21 protein-coding genes and 1 pseudogene are annotated in these 20,264 nt (G+C 62.7%); 11 read left to right on the forward strand and 11 right to left on the reverse strand.

All coding sequences use genetic code 11. From position 1 onward, the window contains the following. A pseudogene (locus K0M74_RS18170) lies at window positions 1-126 on the forward strand (IS630 family transposase); the annotation flags it as partial. 724 nt (window positions 127-850) lie between these two features. On the opposite strand, the gene K0M74_RS18175 reads toward K0M74_RS18170, so the two are convergent. The 4 genes from K0M74_RS18175 to K0M74_RS18190 form a co-directional block, all read right to left on the reverse strand. After that, window positions 851-1,759, reverse strand: a complete 909-nt coding sequence (locus K0M74_RS18175) for a MaoC family dehydratase N-terminal domain-containing protein (protein ID WP_293975695.1) — start codon at window positions 1,757-1,759, stop codon at window positions 851-853. Window positions 1,760-1,767: 8 nt separating this feature from the next. Beyond that, the gene (locus K0M74_RS18180; protein ID WP_293975697.1) at window positions 1,768-2,937 is read right to left on the reverse strand and encodes an acyl-CoA dehydrogenase family protein; all 1,170 of its coding nucleotides are present in this window, start codon (window positions 2,935-2,937) and stop codon (window positions 1,768-1,770) included. Window positions 2,938-3,325: 388 nt separating this feature from the next. After that, window positions 3,326-4,237 carry a DMT family transporter gene (locus tag K0M74_RS18185; protein WP_293975699.1) on the reverse strand — a complete coding sequence of 304 codons (912 nt, stop codon included), beginning with the start codon at window positions 4,235-4,237 and terminating at the stop codon, window positions 3,326-3,328. Further along, entirely contained in the window at window positions 4,234-4,362 is a 129-nt protein-coding gene (locus tag K0M74_RS18190; protein ID WP_293975701.1) for a hypothetical protein, read from the reverse strand. Before K0M74_RS18190 ends, K0M74_RS18185 begins: the two co-directional genes overlap by 4 nt. A gap of 123 nt (window positions 4,363-4,485) precedes the next feature. Here K0M74_RS18190 and leuC point away from each other — a divergent pair, with 123 nt between their 5' ends. Then, window positions 4,486-5,904 (forward strand): 3-isopropylmalate dehydratase large subunit, encoded by a 1,419-nt coding sequence (leuC, locus tag K0M74_RS18195; RefSeq protein WP_293975703.1) that lies wholly within the window; start codon window positions 4,486-4,488, stop codon window positions 5,902-5,904. Here leuC and leuD read toward each other — a convergent pair. Continuing rightward, on the reverse strand, window positions 5,901-6,485 hold the full coding sequence (gene leuD / locus K0M74_RS18200) for a 3-isopropylmalate dehydratase small subunit (RefSeq protein WP_293975705.1): 585 nt from the start codon (window positions 6,483-6,485) through the stop codon (window positions 5,901-5,903). The two genes, leuC and leuD, sit on opposite strands and share 4 nt — an antisense overlap. A 129-nt stretch (window positions 6,486-6,614) precedes the next feature. Between leuD and K0M74_RS18205 the strand changes: the two genes are divergently transcribed. Continuing rightward, window positions 6,615-7,121, forward strand: a complete 507-nt coding sequence (locus K0M74_RS18205) for a MarR family transcriptional regulator (protein WP_293975707.1) — start codon at window positions 6,615-6,617, stop codon at window positions 7,119-7,121. A gap of 64 nt (window positions 7,122-7,185) precedes the next feature. Further along, a complete protein-coding gene (locus tag K0M74_RS18210; RefSeq protein ID WP_293975709.1) occupies window positions 7,186-7,761 on the forward strand; it encodes an NAD(P)H-dependent oxidoreductase in 576 nt (191 codons plus the stop codon). Window positions 7,762-7,771: 10 nt separating this feature from the next. On the opposite strand, the gene K0M74_RS18215 is transcribed toward K0M74_RS18210, so the two are convergent. After that, window positions 7,772-8,206: a MarR family winged helix-turn-helix transcriptional regulator gene (locus tag K0M74_RS18215; RefSeq protein ID WP_293975711.1), complete on the reverse strand. Its 435-nt coding sequence runs from the start codon at window positions 8,204-8,206 to the stop codon at window positions 7,772-7,774. Window positions 8,207-8,355: 149 nt separating this feature from the next. Here K0M74_RS18215 and K0M74_RS18220 point away from each other — a divergent pair, with 149 nt between their 5' ends. The 6 genes from K0M74_RS18220 to K0M74_RS18245 are packed head-to-tail and all read left to right on the forward strand — an operon-like array spanning window position 8,356 to window position 15,028. Then, window positions 8,356-9,990: a long-chain-fatty-acid--CoA ligase gene (locus K0M74_RS18220; RefSeq protein WP_293975713.1), complete on the forward strand. Its 1,635-nt coding sequence runs from the start codon at window positions 8,356-8,358 to the stop codon at window positions 9,988-9,990. 24 nt (window positions 9,991-10,014) lie between these two features. Next, the gene (locus tag K0M74_RS18225; protein ID WP_293975715.1) at window positions 10,015-11,145 is read left to right on the forward strand and encodes an alpha/beta hydrolase; all 1,131 of its coding nucleotides are present in this window, start codon (window positions 10,015-10,017) and stop codon (window positions 11,143-11,145) included. Window position 11,146: 1 nt separating this feature from the next. Then, window positions 11,147-12,124 (forward strand): aminoglycoside phosphotransferase family protein, encoded by a 978-nt coding sequence (locus K0M74_RS18230; protein ID WP_293975717.1) that lies wholly within the window; start codon window positions 11,147-11,149, stop codon window positions 12,122-12,124. Next, the gene (eno, locus tag K0M74_RS18235) at window positions 12,121-13,419 is read left to right on the forward strand and encodes a phosphopyruvate hydratase (RefSeq protein WP_293975718.1); all 1,299 of its coding nucleotides are present in this window, start codon (window positions 12,121-12,123) and stop codon (window positions 13,417-13,419) included. Before K0M74_RS18230 ends, eno begins: the two co-directional genes overlap by 4 nt. Continuing rightward, complete coding sequence (locus K0M74_RS18240) at window positions 13,416-14,336, forward strand: NAD(P)-dependent oxidoreductase (protein WP_293975720.1); 921 nt, start codon at window positions 13,416-13,418, stop codon at window positions 14,334-14,336. Before eno ends, K0M74_RS18240 begins: the two co-directional genes overlap by 4 nt. Continuing rightward, a complete protein-coding gene (locus tag K0M74_RS18245) occupies window positions 14,336-15,028 on the forward strand; it encodes an alpha/beta fold hydrolase (RefSeq protein WP_293975722.1) in 693 nt (230 codons plus the stop codon). The genes K0M74_RS18240 and K0M74_RS18245 overlap by 1 nt, the downstream gene beginning before the upstream one ends. 45 nt (window positions 15,029-15,073) lie before the next feature. On the opposite strand, the gene K0M74_RS18250 is transcribed toward K0M74_RS18245, so the two are convergent. After that, the gene (locus tag K0M74_RS18250) at window positions 15,074-16,126 is read right to left on the reverse strand and encodes a cobalamin-independent methionine synthase II family protein (RefSeq protein ID WP_293975724.1); all 1,053 of its coding nucleotides are present in this window, start codon (window positions 16,124-16,126) and stop codon (window positions 15,074-15,076) included. 86 nt (window positions 16,127-16,212) lie between these two features. Between K0M74_RS18250 and K0M74_RS18255 the strand changes: the two genes are divergently transcribed. After that, window positions 16,213-17,778, forward strand: coding sequence for a long-chain-fatty-acid--CoA ligase (locus K0M74_RS18255; RefSeq protein ID WP_293975725.1), 1,566 nt, complete (start codon window positions 16,213-16,215; stop codon window positions 17,776-17,778). Window positions 17,779-17,877: 99 nt separating this feature from the next. Here the strand turns inward: K0M74_RS18255 and K0M74_RS18260 are convergent, their stop codons facing one another. From K0M74_RS18260 to K0M74_RS18275, 4 genes are all read right to left on the reverse strand, one after another. Continuing rightward, window positions 17,878-18,468, reverse strand: coding sequence for a VOC family protein (locus tag K0M74_RS18260; RefSeq protein WP_293975726.1), 591 nt, complete (start codon window positions 18,466-18,468; stop codon window positions 17,878-17,880). 18 nt (window positions 18,469-18,486) lie between these two features. After that, window positions 18,487-19,104, reverse strand: a complete 618-nt coding sequence (locus tag K0M74_RS18265) for a glutathione S-transferase (RefSeq protein ID WP_293975727.1) — start codon at window positions 19,102-19,104, stop codon at window positions 18,487-18,489. Between the two features lie 105 nt (window positions 19,105-19,209). Next, on the reverse strand, window positions 19,210-19,857 hold the full coding sequence (locus tag K0M74_RS18270; protein WP_293975728.1) for a carboxymuconolactone decarboxylase family protein: 648 nt from the start codon (window positions 19,855-19,857) through the stop codon (window positions 19,210-19,212). A 10-nt stretch (window positions 19,858-19,867) separates the two neighbouring features. Beyond that, window positions 19,868-20,263, reverse strand: coding sequence for a nuclear transport factor 2 family protein (locus K0M74_RS18275; RefSeq protein ID WP_293975729.1), 396 nt, complete (start codon window positions 20,261-20,263; stop codon window positions 19,868-19,870). Window position 20,264: the final 1 nt, after the last annotated feature.

Here is a 20,264-nt window from a genome sequence, read left to right on the forward strand (position 1 = left end):
CATCTGCGAAAAGCCCAGGCACGAACCATCGAGGCCCTCTGGCAAGCCGTCGGCTCGATCTGCGAACTCTACTCACCAGAAGAATGCCGGAATTACCTCAAGGAAGCTGGATATGTTGCAGATTAAAAGCACGACGCTCTAGCACCAATTGCCTATTGCGATTGTGCGCGGAGAAGGTGCTGATTTCGGATCGCTACGGCGGTGCTGCCGGTTACCGGCCGTTGTTGATCGATCTGGAACTTGCGTACTTCCGCTAAGGGATGACGTTAATGCCTTCCTCTGGAATGGCGCTAAAAGACCGCATATTCAGTCAGCCAACGTAGCCCGCCCCGTAGTAAGCAATAAACGGAGGTCACGTCAGAGGGACACGATGGCTGATGCGGTCGTCATTGATGATATCCGCGAACAGAACTGTCATTCGCCAGCCTGCGATTCTTCCCTTTGGCTCGCGTAGATCGCACTTTAGCCCATCCACATCGTTCGGCAGCTCGGTTATAAATTGACTGGGCAGGGCGACGATGTTTCACTTCGTCCCAAATAAAGCCCCGTTGACCGAAAAGGGTCGATGAAGCCCTGTAATGACCCTCTAAAGCCCACGAAATCGGCCGTACTTGTGTGGGCATATCGGCATTTCCGCAAGTGTTCTGTTGATTTCAATTTGTTAACTCAGTATTCTGCGTCCTACTGCCCCTGCCAGGCTGGCGTCCCAGAGAGGCCCAAGGCGTCCCATTGAAACCAAGGAAATCAGCGGGATACAGCGTTGTTGCGTTCCAAGGCGTCCCATCCGTCCCCCTAAACTGGGGCATTTTGCAACCTAGAAGTTTCGTAAAGTCATAAAAACAATATCTTACTATTGGTTGTGAATCCCTCCTCCGCTACCAAGACGCAGTTCTTTGCCGCTCCCTCGATCCGTTCGGTATCTGAGCTCAGCTCGCATCGCAGTTCGCCCAGAGGGGCCTTTCGCCCAAAGGCGAAGCTTGCGGTCGCTGTGCGCCAGGCAGAGCTCGAACGCGGCAGTGTCGAACAGCGGCGCCTCGGCGCGGAAGCTGAAATGCTGTGGGGTGAGGCCCGATATTTCCCGCCGCGCATGATCGACGAGCAGTGTGGCAATCAGCGGGCCGTGCACCACCAGTCCGTCATATCCTTCGACGTGACGCGCATAATCGCGATCGTAGTGGATGCGATGCGCATTGAAGGTCAGCGCTGAATAACGGAACAACAGTACCGGGTCGGGGACGATGTCGCGGATCGCTTCGGCAGGTTCCTGGTCGCCTTCCGCGGTCACGATCGTCGGCGCGGTCGAAGCCGGCGCAAGGGTCGCGGCACTGCGATAGACGATATCCTGTTCCTCGCGGATCGCCGGGACGCCGTCGGAGGCAATGTCGTGCTGCAAAGTCACGAACAGCAGATCGCCACTGGCGCCGCGCTTGGCGCGGATCGCCGCGATCGTCGTGACGCGGGTGAGCGCGGCACCGACCGCGACGGGGGCGAGGAACTCGACGCGCCCGCCCGCCCACATCCGGCGGGGCAGGGGGACGGGGGGAAGCAAGCCGCCCTCGTCGCGGCGCGGGTGGCCGTCCGCGCCGATCGCCGACTGGCGCGCGTCGGGCAGGAAATAGAGCCAATGGCCGAGCGGCGGGACGGTCGCGGGGGTCGTCGCGTCATGATCGAGCAGCGCGGCGAGACCGACGAGCGGCGCTGCGGTCGCAATATCGTGCCGCGTCTCGCTCCGTCCGACCCAGTCCGAATAATCCTCCATCGCGAGCCTCAGAAACTTTTGGGAAGGCCAAGCGCGTGGGTCGCGACATGGCTCAGAATCAAATTGGTGCTGATCGGCGCGACTTGATACAGGCGCGTCTCGCGGAACTTGCGTTCGATGTCATATTCCTCGGCAAAGCCGAAGCCGCCGTGCGTCTGCACGCACATGTCGGCGGCGTACCAGCTCGCCTCCGATGCCAGCATCTTGGCCATGTTCGCCTCGGTTCCGCCGTCCTGCCCGGCGTCGAACAGCCGCGCTGCCTTGTCAACCATCTCGGCCGCCGCGGCGATCTGGACATAGGCGCGCGCGATCGGGAACTGGACGCCTTGGTTTTCGCCGATCGCCCGCCCGAATACTTCGCGCTCCTTGGCATAGGCGGTGGCGCGGTCGATGAAGAAACGCCCGTCGCCGATGCATTCGGACGCGATCAGGATGCGCTCGGCGTTCATGCCGGACAGGATGTAGCGAAAGCCCTTGCCCTCCTCTCCGATCAGATTGGCGGCGGGGACTTTGAGGTCGTCGAAGAACAGCTCGGTCGTCGCATGGTTGAGCATCGTGCGGACGGGGCGGATCGTTAGGCCGTTGCCCACCGCTTCGCGCATGTCGACCAGCAACACGCTCATTCCGTCGGATGCCTTGACGCAGTCTTCGCGCGAAGTGGTGCGGCACAGCAGTATCATCAGATCCGAATGTTCGGCGCGGCTGATCCAGATTTTCTGCCCGTTAACGACATAGTCGTCGCCAACGCGCTTGGCGAAGGTGCGGATGCGGGTGGTGTCGGTCCCGGCGGTGGGTTCGGTCACCCCGAACGCCTGCAACCGCAAATTTCCGCTTGCGATCGCGGGCAGATACGCTGCCTTCTGCGCCGCCGAGCCGTGCTTGAGCAGCGTCCCCATCGTGTACATCTGCGCATGACAGGCGCCGCCGTTGCAGCCCGAACGATGGATTTCCTCGAGCACCGCGGTTGCCGCACCCAGCCCCAGCCCTGACCCGCCCAATTCTTCGGGGATCAGCACCGACAGGAAACCCGCTTGGGTCAGGGTGCGGACAAATTCGGTGGGATAGATGCGGTCGCGGTCGAGTCTTTGCCAATATTCACCCGGAAAACCGGCGCACAGGCGGCGGACCGCCTCGCGGATTTCGGGATAGCTTTGCGGCTGGGCATCGGACATCGGCATTCGCTCTCCCTGATCGTCCGAGAAGCCTTAGGACGACGGCACGCGGCACGCCAAGATGAATCGATAGCGACGGTCCTCTTTATACGCGCTGTATATTCGGGCGATGACACCTTGGCTGCTTCAGGCGTCCCTCATGTCCGAAGTCTAGTCGTTTGTATCCGATCATCGCGGCGCCTTCGGTCGGAATCTGGTGGCGCATCGCAAGCGCGGCGGCCGTTCGCAGCTGGCGCTGACGCAGCTGCCGAAACGATCGAGCCTGATCGTGTATGAAGGCGTCCTGCACGGTCTGTTGGCTACGCATATCGAACGACTCAATGCGTATATCGAGGCTTTCGCAAGGGGGCAGGTCAGAGCGGCGCGACCGGGTCTGCAGGCTGGTCGACAGCGCCTATGTCGCCGCGACCAGCGCGAGCACGACGCCGGTCGCGACCAGCAACAGTCCGACCACTTCATGCCAGCGTACCGGATCGCGCAGGTAAAAATGAGCAAAGCCGATCGTAAAGATGACCTCCACCTGCCCGACGATCCGCACGAGCGCGGCGGGGGCCGCGGCGAAGCCGATGTACCAGCACGCCGAACCGAGTGCAGAGAGCAGGCCGACCTGGACGGACGTTTGCCATGATCGCCAGATAGCCTGCAATGTGTCGCGGTCGCGCGCGGCGACCCATCCAAGATGCAGCGCGCTCTGGACCGCCATCACGACGACCAGCGTCACCAATGCGGATCCGATGAGGTCGACCCCGGCCAGCTCTGAAGTCGCCAGCTTGATGGCGATAGCGGCACAGGCGAACATCGAACCGGCGGCGAGGCCGCAGAGCGCCGCAGGTTGACGCAGGGCCCGACCCATTTGTCGCACGGTAATGCCTTGCCCGACCAGTGCGAGCACCAGTACCCCCGCGACGCCCACCATTATACCGATCCAGGCGAGCAAAGGCAGATGCTCGTCGAGCAGTACAGCCGTCACCAGTGCAACCTGGATCGCCTCGGTCTTGGAAAAAGCGGTGCCGACGACGAAGCCGCGATGGCCAAACGACATGATCAGCAGGATCGTTCCGGCCATCTGGGTTACTGCGCCAAGCGTCGCGGCACGCCAGAAATCTGTTGTCAGTTCCGGAACGCCAACGTCCTGAAGTGCGAGCCATGCCGCGGCGAAAATGACGGCAAAGGGCAGGCCGTAAAGGTAGCGCACCAGGCTGGCGCCACTGATGCTGAGCTGCGAACGCAACCGCTGCTGGAGCGCGGTGCGCCACGCCTGGAAAAGGCCGCCGAGCAGCGATGCGGGAAGCCAGATCGGGCTCATGCCGCGGGACGATCACGATCGGGCAAATCGCCGAATATCGCCATATCCTGGACGTGCCGCGCGTTGATGCCGTGCGCCGGAGCTGCAGAGACATGCTTGTCGATCACATCCGTCTCGCAATTCATCGCGTTCACCAGGTTGCCGTGTCGAAGCGGAAGCGCAGGCACGGAATAGGCTTGCCGACAACGCCTGACCACCTATATAAGTTAGCTATCTAAGTATTTTTATGTGCGAGGCAAGACCAATCGATGACCCGGCCTTTACCGCGCACGCTTTACGACAAAGTCTGGGATTCCCATGCCGTCGCCGACGACGATGGCGAGACGATCCTGTATGTCGACCTGCACCTGCTGCACGAAGTGACATCGCCGCAGGCTTTCGCGGGATTGGCGGCGGCTGGGCGACCGGTGCGCCGTCCCGAGCGCGCTCTGGCGCTCTTCGATCATAATGTGCCGACCGAAGGGCAGGCGTTGGGTCCGGCTGGTGTCGCGGACATCGAGGCGCGTTGCCAGCTCGAGGCGCTGGAGGCCAATGCCCGGCAGTTCGGGATCGAAAACTTCCCGATGGGCGATCCGCGCGGCGGGATCGTCCATGTCGTCGGTCCGGAACAGGGGCGCTCGCAGCCGGGAATGACGATCGTATGCGGTGACAGCCATAGCTCGACCCACGGTGCGTTCGGCGCACTCGCATTCGGCATCGGGACGTCGGAGGTCGAACATGTGCTCGCGACGCAGACGATCCGCCAGCGCCGGTCGCGGAACATGCGGGTCTGGATCGACGGGCGCTTGGGCGAGCATGTCCATGCCAAGGATCTGGCGCTGCACCTGCTCGGCCGGATTGGCGTCGACGGGGCGACGGGGCATGTGATCGAATATGCGGGGCCAGCCGTCCGAGCGCTGTCAATGGAAGGACGGATGACGCTGTGCAATCTCAGCATCGAGATGGGCGCGCGCGCCGGATTAATTGCGCCGGATGCGGTCACGATTGCCTATCTCGCGGGCCGTCCGGCTGCACCGCGCGGGAAGGCATGGGATGAGGCGTTGCTGCGGTGGCAGTCGCTTGTCACCGACCCGGACGCAGTCTTTGATCGGGACCTAAGGATTGATGCGGGCGACGTCGCGCCGATGGTCAGCTGGGGCACGAACCCGTCGCAGGTCGTCCCGATCGAGGGGCGGATTCCCGACCCCACCACTTTGGGAACGCTGGACGCCCGGCATGCCGCCAAACGGGCGCTAGCCTATATGGCGCTGGTGCCGGGCGCGCCGATCGCCGGAACGCCGATCGATCGCGTATTTATCGGCAGCTGCACAAACAGCCGGATCGAAGATCTGCGCGTCGTCGCAGACGTCGTTCGCGGCCGCCGCGTTGCGCCCCATTTGCGTGCGATGGTGGTGCCAGGGTCGGGGCTCGTGAAGCGGCAGGCCGAGGCTGAAGGCATTGATGCAATTTTGCGCACCGCGGGTTTCGACTGGCGCGAGCCCGGATGTTCGATGTGCGTGGGGATGAACGCGGATCGGCTGCAGCCGGGCGAGCGCTGCGCGGCGACGTCGAACCGAAATTTTGAAAATCGGCAGGGTCGCGGCGGCCGGACCCATTTGATGAGCCCGGCGCTTGCTGCCGCCAGCGCCATCGCGGGGTGCATCGCCGATCCGGCTAGTCTCGGCTAGTTGCTCTCCTCAAAGCGGATGATCGCCGCCTCGAGCCGTATCGTGCGGGCTATATCGTCGAGACCTTCGATCAATGTCCTCCGATCGTCGGGGTCAATATCGAACGCCATAATCGCGCCCGAAGCCAGCAGGATCCGTTGCCCGATCAGGTCGATGGTGATGAGCGCATGGTGAGCGCGCGCGATCTCGTCCCGAAGTTGCTCGCACAAATTGTCGGACAAGCGGACGAGCAACAGCCCGTTCTTGCGCGCATTGCTCGAAAATATGTCGCCGAAGCTCGGCGCGATGACGCATCGGATACCAAAATCGGTCAATGCCCACACAGCATGTTCGCGCGAGGAACCACAACCGAAATTGCGGTCGGCGATCAATATCTGTGCGCGGCTCCAGGGGGCGCGGTTCAGGATGAAATCGCCGCGCTCGGTGCCATCGACGTTGAAGCGCAGCTCCCGAAAAAGATGTTGGCCAAGGCCCGTCCGCGTCAGCGCTTTCATATAGCGCGCGGGAATAATCATGTCGGTATCGACATTTGCCAGCGCGAGCGGCGCCGCGACCGCAGTCAGCTGGGTGAATTTCTCCATAAGACCTCGCTTAATAACTTAGTAATCTAAGTATATCCGAAACCGTCCTTTGTCCACCGCCGTCGGGGCACCGAACCATATTGCCGGAGGAATCATAGGGCTCTAAGGTTCATGCAAAGGGGACGATCTTTGGCAAAGCAGCATGGCGGTTTCCGGCATCCGGCGGAATATTATACCAATCCGGAAAACAGCATCGGCTATCTTGCCCGGATCGTGTTCCGGTCCTTTTCGCGGCTGCTTGAGCGCGGGACACTGACGCATGATGTGTCCGCCGGCCAGTGGCGCTTCCTCCGCCAATTGTGGCGCGAGGACGGGATTACCCAGCGCGAGCTCAGCGAACGTGTCGGCATGCGCGAACCGACGACCGTGGTGGCGCTGAAAGGGTTGGAGAAAGCCGGTTTCATTACACGCAAAAAGACCGACGATGACCGGCGCAAGACCTTCATCTACCTGACCCCGCACGCCAAGAAGCTGGAACTGATCCTCGCGCCGATGAATGCCGAAGTCCACGAGGTTGCGACCCGGGGAATGAGCGATGAAGAGGTCGAAGCACTGCAAAAACTGTTGCGCCGCGTCATCGACAATCTAGCCGATGAGACGGCCAAACTTTCGACGCTGTCCGACATCAAGGCATAGGCTGGCTATTGCGCTCCTACGCCAAAATAGATTAGCATACTAATCAATTTGACGGGAGGGAAGATTGACCAGGATTGCAGTCGTCGTCGGCAGCACGCGCAACGGATCGTTTAACCGGGCGCTAGGAAAGGTGGCGATCGCGGCACTTGAATCTCAGGGCGCGACCGTCGCCGATGTCGATCTTGCCACCTTCGATCTGCCGCTTTATTCTGCCGCGCTCGAGGCCAGTGATTTTCCGGCCGACGCCGTGCGACTGAAGGCGTTGTTCGCGGCGCAGGACGGCCTGTTGTTCATCTCGCCCGAATATAATGGCTCGATAACGCCGCTGCTCAAGAACGCGATCGACTGGGCTTCGCGGCCAACCGGTGACGAAGGGCTTGTCGCACTTACCGCTTATCGCGGCAAGGCCAGCGCCGTTATGTCGGCATCAATCAGCCCGTTTGGCGGACTGCGTGGATTGATGCACCTGCGCCAGATTCTGTCGACGATTCAAACGCTGGTCATTCCAGAACAGGTCCTGATCCCCAATGCGCATACTGCGTTCGGCGACGACGGGCGGTTGAAGGAGGCTCTGCCCGCATCGCTGGTCGAGATGACCACCGCGCGCCTGGTTACGGTCGCCCAGGCGCTTGCTGCATAGGAGACCGACGCTAGGCCTGGCGTTCGATATTGTCGCCCCAGTCGGCTTCGAGTGTTTCAAGCAGCGCGTTGAAGCGGTCGCGACCCAACCGGTCGGCCAGCTGATCGGCAAGCGCGTCCATCGCACGCTGGGCGTCGCGCCGCATGCGCGCGCCGGTATCGGTCAGCGACACGATCATGTGGCGCCGGTCGTCCGGATCGGGTGCGAGCTCGACGATGCCCAGTTTCGCCATCTGGTTGATCGTGCTGTGGATCGCCTGACGTGAAATACCAACATTGCGCGCGATGTCCGACGGTCGAACGATGCCGCTGACGATATTGGTCATGATCATGGATTGCGGACGGCTGACGTCGGGCCAGCCGCGCTCGTGCAGCCGCGCTTGCAAGCCTTCGTCGAGCCAGCAGAACCGCTGAAACAAAGCAATGATGAGTTGATTGGTGCGCATGTTACGCCGACGATAATCCCTGTCGCCGACTGTTCGCCAGCGCAGCTACGGTAGAAGAGCGTGGCAGGCGAAGCAAGGCAGAGCGGCGTTGCAATGAAGAAAATACTTAGTATACTATCTTTTGTGACGTGATGGGAGAGGAACACCGCATGGACGGGTTGATGCAGAACGTGCCTCTGACGGTCGACCGGATCATCGACCATTCGGCGGCCTGGCACGGCGCGCGCGAAATTGTGTCGCGCGATGCCGAAGGGCGCGTGACCCGGTCGACCTATGCCGTCGTTCATGCCGACGCGAAACGCGTATCGAACGCGCTGGCAGGCGATGGTATCAAACCCGGCGACCGCGTCGCGACGATGGCGTGGAACGGAGCGCGGCATCTTGCTGCATGGTATGGCGCGGCGGGAATGGGGGCGGTACTCCACACGCTCAATCCGCGACTGTTCCTCGAACAAATCGCCTACATCGCGAACCATGCGGGCGACCGGTTGCTGATCGCCGATCCGGCGACCGCAGATCTCGTCGAACAATTGCTGCCGCAGGTGCCGTCGATCGAGAAGGTGATCTTTTTCTGCGATGCGGCGTCAATGCCCGATACGAGCTTCGCCGCCGTGGCGTTCGACGACTGGATCGCCGGCGCGCCAGCCGACTATGACTGGGGCGGCTTCGATGAAAATGCCGCGTGCGGGCTTTGCTACACCAGCGGAACGACGGGCAATCCCAAGGGGGTGTTGTATTCGCACCGATCCAACTATATCCACGCGCTGATGACCTTGCAGCGCGACGCGCTCGCGCTTTCGGCGCGCGACACGGTGCTGCTGGTCGTGCCGATGTATCATGCCAACGCCTGGGGGGTGGTCTATTCGGCGCCTGCCGTGGGGGCGAAGCTGGTGTTGCCCGGACCTCGGATGGACGGCGAATCGATCTATAATCTGATTGAGAATGAGGGGGTCACCTATTCGGCCGCGGTACCAACTGTGTGGCAGATGTTGCTGCAATATATGCAGGAAAATGAAAAACGATTCACCACATTGGAGCGTGTCACGATCGGCGGATCGGCGTGCCCCGAATCGATCATCCGCACCTTCCGCGACGACTATGGCGTGGACGTCATCCAGGGTTGGGGCATGACCGAAACGTCGCCACTCGGCACTGTTTCGGTACCCAATGCCTCCGTCGCCGCCAAATCGGACGACGAGCAGATGCGGTACAAGCTGAAGCAGGGGCGGCTGCTGTGCGGACTCGAGATGAAACTGGTCGATGATGCTGGCAATCGCCTGCCGCACGACGGCAAGACGCCCGGACGACTGATGGTCAAGGGGCCGACGATCGCGGCCGCCTATTATGGCGGCGAGGGCGGCGATGTGCTCGACGCCGAGGGTTTCTTCGATACCGGCGATGTCAGCACCGTCGATAGCGAGGGCTATATGCAGATCACCGACCGTGCGAAGGATGTCGTGAAGTCGGGTGGCGAATGGATCAGCTCGATCGAGATCGAAAATATCGCGATGGGCTACGATGCGGTGGCCAATGCTGCCGTCGTCGGCGTTGCGCATCCCAAGTGGGATGAGCGCCCGATCCTGCTTTGCCAGCTCAAGGATGGTGCAAGCGCTTCGGCCGATGACCTTCGCGCCTATCTCGACGGCAAGATTGCACGCTGGTGGATGCCCGATGATGTGCTGTTCGTAAACGAGATCCCGCTGGGGCCGACCGGCAAGATCGACAAGAAGGCGATCCGCGCGGGGCTAGAGGGCTATACATTGCCCTTTGACGCCAGCCGCTGATCAAAACCATAAACAGGAGAGACGATGATGGACCCCAACGGGATCGAGGGACTGGACGCGCAGTTTATCGGATTGGTGTCGCCGACGGCGCCGCGCATTCAGGCGGGCGGGCACCCGTGCCAGGGCATCTATTGGACCCAAAGCGGTCAGCGGCCAAAGGTGGCGATCATTGCCACCCATTATAACGTCGATTTTTCCGAACATTATATTGCTCCCTGGTTTGCGCGGCAGGGTTTTGGCTTCCTTGGCTGGAACACGCGCTATCGGGGGGCAGAGGACCAGTTTCTGCTCGAACATGCCGTGCTCGATATCGGGGTCGGGATGAAATGGCTGAAGGAAGAAGCCGGGGTCGAGCAGATCGTCATCCTTGGCAATTCAGGCGGTGGATCTCTGATGGGCGCGTATCAGGCCGAAGCGATCGCGCCGACGCTGACCGATCGTCTGCCTGCTGCCGGGCAGGACGCACTGGCGCAGCTCATCAAGGGTGATCTTTACATCAGCTTCAACGCGCACCAGGGGCGCCCCGAAGTGCTCACCGACTGGATGGACGCATCGGTGATCGATGAGAATGATCCGGTCGCCACAGACCCCGAACTCGACCCGTTTAATCCGGGCAATGGTCCGCCCTACTCCGATGCCTTCATTGCCAAATATCGGGCTGCGCAGCGCGCGCGCAACCAGCGGATCACCGATTGGGCGAAAGCCGAGTTGGCGCGCCTCAACGCGGCTGGCATCCCCGACCGTATTTTCCCGATGTTCCGATGCTGGGGCGATATCCGCTGCGTCGATCCGGCGATCGACCCGTCGGATCGCAAGCCCAACTGGTGCTATCGCGGTGATCCGGCGGTCGCGAACCGCACACCGAGCATCGGCCGCGCCAATACGCTGAAGACCTGGCTCAACATGTGGAGCCTCGAAACCTCGCCCTGCCAAGGGCAGCCGCACCTCGCCAAGCATGATACGCCCGCGCTCGTCGTACAAGGGACGGCCGACACGGGCGTTTTTCCGAGCGACGCGCGCAAGATCTTTGATTTCCTGGGCTCCAGCGACAAGACGCTCGAACTTGTTCCTGGCGCGCATTATTTTGAAGATTCGATCGAAGAGCGCCACAATGCCGCCGACCTTGTCGGCGCCTGGATCCGGGAGAAGCTTTGACGTGACGGCTGGCGCCAACATCGCCGACGACTTGCGTGCCGCCGGATTGGTGGGCGAGGGGGATGTCGTCCTGGTTCCGCTCGCCGGCGGCGTGTCGTGCGACGTATGGAAAGTCGAAACGCCCGATGGACCAATCGTCGTGAAACGCCCGCTCGCACAATTGCGCGTCGACGCCGAATGGCACGCGCCGGTCGAGCGCGGCCAGAGCGAAGTGCGCTGGCTGAGGCGCGCGCGCGCGGTCAATACGTCGATCGTTCCCGAAGTGCTCGCCGAACTGCCCGGCTATGGCTTTGCGATGCGCTTCCTGCCCGGCGCGCCGGTGTGGAAGGACGAACTGATCGCGGGGCGTGTCGATGCGGCCTTTGCGGGCGCCGTGGGCAGCAGTCTTGCCGCGGTTCATTCGGCGACAGCGAATAACGCCGTCGACCGCGACGCGTTCGCGACCGACGCGATGTTTCGCGCGCTGCGGATCGACCCGTTCCTGCTTTATGTGGCGCAAAAGGATGCCGAGGTGGCATCGGCGCTTTACGCGCTCGCCGACGATCTGGCGTCGCGCAAGCTTGCGCTCGTTCACGGCGATGTCAGCCCCAAAAATACCCTTGTCGGCGCGGATGGTCCCGTTTTTCTGGACGCCGAATGCGCGGTTTATGGCGATCCGGCGTTCGACCTCGCCTTCTGCTCGACGCATCTGCTTCTGAAAGCGCTATGGTTGGGCGACGCGCGCCTGACAGAAGCTGCGACCGCGCTCGTCGCGGCCTATCGCGCGGGTGTCGACTGGGAGGATGCCGACGAGATGTTCCACCGGGCAGGCAAGCTCACCGCTGCGCTGCTCCTCGCGCGCGTCGAGGGCAAGTCGCCCGCGCCTTATCTCACCGACCTCGAACAGCGGCGTATCGTGCGCGACCAGGCACGCGCGCGGCTGCTCGCGCCGCAGCCGGTGGACACACTCGTCGCCCGATGGAAAAGGACATTCGCATGACGTCGCGTATCGCCTCGGTCACTGGTCGCCAGCTCTGGGATTCGCGCGGGCGCCCGACGGTCGAGGCTGAGGTTCACCTCGAATCGGGTGCGATCGGTCGCTCGATCGCCCCGGCCGGCGCCTCGCGCGGCGCGCATGAGGCGATCGACCTGCGCGATGGTGGCGACGTATTCGGGGGCTTTGGCGTAAACCGCGCGGTTGCAGGCATCGGGGCCGAGATCGCGGGCGCCATCACCGGCATGGATGCCCGCGATCAGGCGGGTGTGGACAATATGCTCTGCGATCTCGACGGCACGCCGAACAAGGCGCGCCTTGGCGCGAACGCGATCGTGGCGGTGTCGATGGCGGTGCTCCATGCGGCCGCAGCGGATGCCCGCGAACCGCTATGGCGCTATCTGGCGGATAGGAAAAAGGTGCGCGTCCCGCTCCCCGAAATCCAGATTTTCGGCGGTGGCGCGCACGCGGGGCGGCGCACCGATGTGCAGGATTTCATGGTGATGTGCCCAAAGGCGGGCAGCTTTCGCCGCGCGCTTGAAATCACCGATGATGTCTACCGCGCCGCGGGCCGGTTAATGGAGGCAAAAGGGCCGCTGTCGGGGGTTGCCGACGAAGGTGGCTGGTGGCCGAACTTCGCGTCGAACGAGGATGCACTCGATACGCTGACCCGCGCGATCGATGCGAGCGGGCATCGCGCGGGCGACGATGTCTTCATATCGCTCGACATCGCGGCGAACGAACTTGGGGATGCCGACGGTTATACGCTCGCGCTCGACGACGGGCGGCTGTCGGGCGAGGAAATGGCCGCGCGCATTATTGCGTGGTCAAAGCGCTATCCGATCCTGTCGATCGAAGACCCCGCGGGACAGGACGACTGGACGACGATGGCGGCGGTGACAGCGGCGGTGGGCGAGTGCGTGCAGATCATTGGCGACGACGTGCTCGTTACCAATGCGGCGCGCGTCGAACGCGCTGCCGAGGCGGGGGTGTGCAACGCCGCACTGATCAAGGTCAACCAGGTCGGCACGGTGACCGAGGCGAAGGCGGCGCTCAACGCCGCCGTTGCCCGCGGCTGGGGGGCAATCGTTTCGGCGCGCTCGGGCGAGAGTGAGGATGTCACCATTGCGCACCTCGCGACCGGCTGGGACGCGGGGCAACTGAAGGTTGGTAGCTTTACCCGCTCCGAACGGATGGCCAAGTGGAACGAGATGTTGCGGATCGAGGAAGCGATCGGCACCGACGCCGAGTTTGCGGGCTTTTCAGCCTTCGCCGGATCGATCGGCCGGGTAAACGCATGATCGTCCTCCACGCGCGCCCGAGCCCCGGCTTTCGCGAGGCGGTCGATGCGATCTTCGGCCCCGGCACCGTAGTCCATGTCGACGAGGCGGCGCCGCTCGCCGACGTCGCGGACGAGGTTACCGCGTTGCTCCACGTCCTCACTCCGGTCACGCCGGAATTCATCGCCTCGGCACCCAAGCTCAAACTGATCCAGAAGCTTGGCGTCGGGGTAAACACCATCGCGCTCGACGCGGCGCGCAATCATGGCGTCGCGGTGTGCAATATGCCGGGCACCAACAGCCAGGCGGTCGCGGAAATGGCGCTGTCGCTGATGATGGCGGTGCTCCGCCGTACCTGTTTCTTCGATGCGCGGACGCGCGCGGGGGAGGGGTGGAGCGCCGACCCGTCCGAGCTCGACAGCGTCGGCGAAATAGCCGGGCGCACCGTCGGCCTCGTCGGTTTCGGCCATTCAGCGCAGCGCCTCGCGCCGGTACTCGCGGCGCTGGGGGCGAAGGTCGTTTATACCGCGCGCAGCCCTCGCGACGCGCCTTATGACTATTGGCCGCTCGACCGGCTGCTCGCGGAGAGCGACATCGTCTCGCTGCACATCCCGCTGACCGAAGATACGCGTGCCAGTGTCGATCCCTTCGCGATGAAAAGAGGCACGGTGCTGGTAAACACCGCGCGCGGCGAACTGGTCGACGAGGCGCGGCTGGTTGAGGCGCTGACTTCGGGACATCTGCGCGGCGCGGGGCTCGACGTTTTCGCCGAAGAGCCGCTGCCGCGCGGCAATCCGCTGCTCGGCCTGCCGAACGCGGTGCTCGCGCCGCATATCGCCTGGCTCACCCCCGAAACGCTCGTGCGCAGCCTGACGGTGGCGCATGAGAATTGCCGTCGGGTTGCGGCCGACGAACTTCTCCTGCATCAGGTGGTCTGATGTCCCTCCCCGTCGTCCTCATCACCGGTCAGCTCCTCACCGATGCCGTGTGGCAACCCTTGCTCGAAGCCTGGCCTGACCGCGAGGTGATCGTTGCCGACAACCGCAGCGACGACACGATCGAGGGTTTGGCGCAGCGCCTGCTCGATAACGCTCCGGCGAAGTTTGTGCTGATTGCTCACGCGATGGGCGGCTTTGTGGCGTTCGAGGTGATGCGCCGCGCGCCCGAGCGCGTTGCGAAGCTCGCGCTCATCTCGACGCTCGCTTCGGCCGACGGTCCGGCGCAGACCGCGCGGCGGCAAGGCTATATCGACCTTGTGGAGAGCGGACGTTTCGACCAGGTGGTCGAGGCGCGTATCCCGATCCTGTTCCCCGAAACAAAGCGCAACGACGAGCACCTGCTCGGCATCGCGCGGCAGATGGCGGCCGATACCGGCGCCGAGACCTTCCTTGCCCAGCAGCGCGCGATCATGGCGCGCATCGACAGCCGCCCGCGGCTCAGAGAGGTTTCAGTGCCGACCTTGTTGATCTGGGGAGAACAGGACGGCATTACCAGCCGCGCGCATCATGAGGAGATTTTGGGAGCGATTGCGGATGCACGGTTGGAGGTGATCGCGGGCACCGGCCATTTGCCAACGCTCGAAGCACCCGGGGTGGTGGTGCCGTTGCTCACCGATTTCATCGACGCATAGCAGTCGTCATTGCTTCGCTGCGCTCCTCGCAATGACGAAGTCAGCTTATTTCAACTCCGCCCGCACAATCGCCGTTCCGTCGACCATCGACCTCAGCTTCGCTTGGCTATGCTCGCGGCTGTGATATTTCATCCCGCAATCGGGCGCGATCCATAGTCGCTCGGCGTCGACATAGCGCAGCGCCTCGCGGATGCGGCCTGCCACGACCTCGGGGGTTTCGACATCGGGTATCGACAGGTCGAGCACGCCATACATGATTGTCTTCGTCGGCAGTTCGGCCAGGATCGAGGGGTCGAGCCCCGGCTGCGCTGCTTCGATCGAGATCACATCGACATTTGACGCTTCAAGCTCGGCGAGAAAGTCATAGGCCTTGGGCTTTGGCCCCGTCGCGCCTGCGCCATGGTGGACCATCGCATAGCCGAAGCAGATGTGAAGTGCAGTCATCCCACCGACGCCATCAAGCGCGCGGTTGATCGCTTCGATCGCGTACGCGTTCGCTTCGGCGGCGCGCGCCTGCAGATAGGGTTCGTCGAGCTGGACCACGTCAACGCCCGCGGCGAACAGATCCCTGACCTCGGCATTGACCGCATCGGCGTAATCCATCGCCAGCGACCTTGCGTCCGGATACCAGTCGTTCTGTGCCTGCTGCGTCATCGTGAAGGGGCCGGGCAGGGTGAGCTTGACCGGCCTTTGCGAATGGCGGCGGAGGAAGGCTGCGTCCTGCGCCTCGATCGGCGCCACGCGGCGGACAGGGCCCGAGACGAGGGGCACCGGATTGGCATTGCCAGTGCGGTCGATCGCCGTGCCGTGCTTTTCGGTATCGATCCCGGAAAGCGCGGTCGCGAGCCGGTTCGAATAGCTTTCGCGGCGCATCTCGCCGTCACCGATGATGTCGATGCCGAGCTCCTCCTGGTCGCGGATCGCCATCAAGGTCGCGGCTTCCTGCGCGTCCGCGAGCCAGGGCTGCGGGATGCGCCACAAGGTTTCGGCGCGGACGCGCGGCGGCAGGCTGGCCTTCAGTCGTTCGCGGTCGATCAGCCAGTCTGGCTGGGGGTAGCTTCCGACGATGGTTGTGGGCAGGATGGGGTGGTTGAACAAGGCCGGTCCTCTTGAATTTTAGGCTGGCCAAGCATTTGCTTAGTATTCTATCTAATTCAAGTCGAAACGACAGTTGGGAGAGCGAAATGATCGATCTGGAGGCCATCCGGACGCTGGCGGATATTCCGGCGGCGCAGGCGCGCGTGCGCGGGCAGGCGACGGCGGTGAAATTCGGGGATCGCGAAACGAGTTTTGCTGAACTGGATGCAGCGTCGAACCGCATCGCCAACGCGCTTGCTGCGGCGGGTGTTGCGCCCGGTGATCGTGTTTCGGCGCTGACCAAGAACCACGATAGCTGGTATCCGCTTTTCTTTGGCGCCGCGCGGGCGCGCGCCTGCTTTGCGCCGATCAATTGCCGCCTTGCGCCGGCCGAGATCGGCTTCATATTGGGTGACGCTGCACCGAGCCTCCTGTTCGTAGGCGAGGATTTCTTCGACTGCGCCCTCGCCGCGATCGCGGAACTGGCCGCGCCGCCGCGGCTGATCGCACTTTACGGCGCGCATCCGCTGTTCGAGCCGTTCGACGCCTGGCTGGGTGAGGCATTCTACGCCCGGATCGCCGATACGCCGCAACTGACCGATGATGTGCTTCAGCTCTATACGAGCGGCACCACCGGGCTGCCTAAAGGCGTTGTGCTCACCAACGCCAACTACCGCACCTTCCTTGAGGCCGCGACCAAGGTCGACGGCTTTGCCTATGGGGAGGACGAGACAGTGATGATTGTCATGCCCCTCTTTCACGTCGCGGGCACCAATGTCAGCTTTTCGGGCCTGGCCCAGGGCGGGCGCCTCGTGCTCGTCAAGGATTTCACCGCTGCCGACGCGGTACGCATGGTGCGCGAAGAGGGTGTCGCCCACGCCTTTCTCGCCCCTGCAATGATCCAGATGATGCTGCTTGATCCGTCGGCGGGCGCGGGAGGCTATCCGCAGCTTAAGTCGATTGCCTATGGCGCCTCGCCGATCGCCGAGGATGTGCTGCGCCGGGCGCGCGCGACCTTCGGTTGTGATTTCGTCCAATTTTACGGCATGACCGAGTCTGCGGGCGGCGGTTCCTATCTGTCGCCGCGTGATCACGACCTGCCGGGCAAGCTGACTTCGTGCGGCAAGCCCTGGCCAGGCGCCGCGATGGCGATCCTCGACGGCGGAGGCCGCGAATTGGGCGACGGCGAGATTGGCGAGATCGCGATCCGCGGCGGTATCGTGATGAAGGGCTACTGGAACCGGGCGACGGCGACCGGGGAAACCCTCGCGGGCGGCTGGCTCCACACCGGCGACGTCGGCTACCGCGACGCCGACGGTTTCTATTACGTCCACGACCGCATCAAGGACATGATCGTGTCGGGCGGCGAGAATATCTATCCGGCCGAGGTTGAAAGCGCGATCATGGGCTGTCCGGGCATTGCCGACGTCGCGGTGATCGGGGTGCCTGACGACAAATGGGGCGAGGGGGTAAAGGCGCTGATCGTCGCTGCCGCGGGTGCCACCGTTGATCCCGCCGATGTCATCGCCTGGGCGCGCGCGCGTATCGCGGCATACAAGGTGCCCAAGAGCATCGAATTTATCGACGCGCTGCCGCGCAACCCGTCGGGCAAAGTGCTCCGCCGCGAACTGCGCGCACCTTATTGGGAAGGCCGCGACAGAGCGGTGGGATAGTCATGAACGACTGGTTTGGGATGAAGCCCGTCATCACGATAAAGAACCCGGCCAAGGACCGCGTTCAGGCAATCCCCGGCCGAGTGTCAGGAATGTTGTTTATTCCGCGGGCACCGGGGTGCGGCCGGTGATCATGCCCGCGGCCCTGGTGCCATCGGCCTTCATCGGGTCATGCGCGACGTCGCGGGCGTCAAACGTCTTGGTCCACGCGGCGAATTCCAGACAAACCCCGTCGGGATCGAAGAAATAGACCGATCGCACAAAGACGTCGTCGTTCATTTCATCCGACGATTGCGTCGGCGAATCGTCGTGGTTCAGCACCTTGGTCACCGGCACCCCCTTTTCGATCAGGCGCTGGTAATATTCATCGAAGCGCTCGGCGGGGACGTTGATCGCGATATGGTTCATCGAACCATGCGCCGACACGAAGCTGCCCTGCGTCGGCAGAGCGGCGGGGGCTGAAATGCCGGGAACGGCCTCGGGCGCATCGGGGAACCAGAAAAAGGCCAGGCTGTCGCCATTGCCCATATCAAAGAAGAAATGCTGGCCACGGCCGCCAGGCAGGTCGATTGTCTTGGTCAGCGGCATGCCCAAGATGTCGCGATAGAATTCAACCGTCTTCGCCATATCCTTGCACACCAGCGCGAGGTGATTGACCCCGCAAAATTCGAACTCTTTGTTGGTCGCCATCATCCGTCTCCTTATGCGTTAAGTGGGCTGGGCGCTGGGTCGGCTTTTCATCCGCTCGTACCAGCGCTGGACATTCTTTGCGGCGGCGTCGATCGGTTGTCCGACCGTTGTGCCGAAATCGAGAAAGGCGAACAGCATCACGTCGGCGAGGGACAGCGCGTCGCCCGCGATGAACCCGCGATCGGCGATCAGCGGATCGAGCCACCGAATCCCATCCTGGGCGGTTTCTTTCAGCCCCGCGGCAGCTTCGGGCAGGCAGCGGAGCCGCGATTCGAACAGCGGTAAACCTTCCGCAAAACGAAAGCCGTTCGTCAGCGGCTCGCAAATCTTCAGGTCGACGCGGCGCGTCCACATACGCGTATTGGCGCGCGCTTCGGGTGTCGAGCCGATCAGGGCCGGATCGGGGAAACGCTCTTCCAGATATTCACAGATCGCGGTGACTTCGCAGAGGATAGTGCCATCGTCGAGTTCGAGCGCGGGCGTCTGCCCCGCGGGGTTCACATCGACATTATACGGCGCCCGTCGATTCTCGCCGTCGCGTAGGTCGACCATGACCTCCGGCATCTCGATGCCTTTTTCGGCCATGAACAGTTTCACAACACGCGGGTTGGGTCCGACACTGTTATAAAATTTCATTATATACTCTCCAAATTGAGAGTGCCATCGTCCGCCGTAATTGTCAATTAAATTGACGATTACGGCTCGCTGTTTCGCAGCAGCTCTGGCGCGTTGCCGTCCCGGCTATTCCCCGGCGGGCCGCGGCGCACTCAGGAAGTCGGCCGCGCTGAATCCTTCCGGCGCCGCGATTTCGACGATCGGATCTTCGCGTGCGTCATATTCCATCCGCAGCGCGCGCGTGATCACTGCGTGCATGTCGTAAAGGCATGTGATGTAGGTGAATTCAAAAATTTGCTCGTCGTTCCAGAAGGTCTTGAGCTTGTCGAAAACCTCGAGCGGGACGCGGCCGCCGGCCTGACTCAGACAATCAGCATAGGCCAGTACGGTGCGTTCCTGCTCATTATAGCAGTCGGCGACCTGCCAGTGGGCGATGGCCGCGATCTTTTCGTCGCTGACGCCCAGGCCGCGCAGTGACTTGCAGTGCTGCGAAAAGACGAACTGGCTGCCCTTGACCCAGCCGGCGCGTGTCTGGCCCAGCTCGCGCAGCACCGGATCGATCGTGCGGGCTGGGTTGCGATAAACGGCGAAGCCCTTGACGGCATGCTCGAAAATGTCGGGTGACAGCGCGAACACTGTCCACCAGTCGCCCGGTGTGCCGGTCGCGGTACCAGGTTCCGCAACCGGGTCGCGGTCGCCGAACAGGCGGTTGTAATAGGCAAGAACGGTCTCGTCGGTGACCTCCGAACGGGGAACCTGGCGCAGGACGGGCATGATTAACTCCTCAGGCGTTCGCAAATTTGCGGAATTCGGCGACATGTGCGCTGTCGAAATATTCGTCGAGCCGCGTGATTTTGCCATTTTCGACCTTGCAGATGATTGCGCAGGGAAGGCGCACCGGAACGTCGTCGTGGACACGTACACCCTTCAGAACATGCTGCTGCACGAATCCGCCGGGGAACACGGTGAGCTGACGGTCGGCATATTCGCGATTCTTGATGCGCGAGGCCATGCCGGTCAGTGTCTGGGCTGTCTGGTCGCGCGTCACGATCAGTTCGTCGGTATTGTGCCAGATCTTGGCATCGGCGGTGAAAGTCTCGCGCATCGTTTCGATGTCGCCGGCCTCGATCGCGTTGAAAAATCGCGTCGCCATTGCGCGGATGTCGTCCTGCTCTGCCATC

The organism is Sphingopyxis sp. (genome assembly GCF_019459305.1).
Classification (GTDB): domain Bacteria; phylum Pseudomonadota; class Alphaproteobacteria; order Sphingomonadales; family Sphingomonadaceae; genus Sphingopyxis.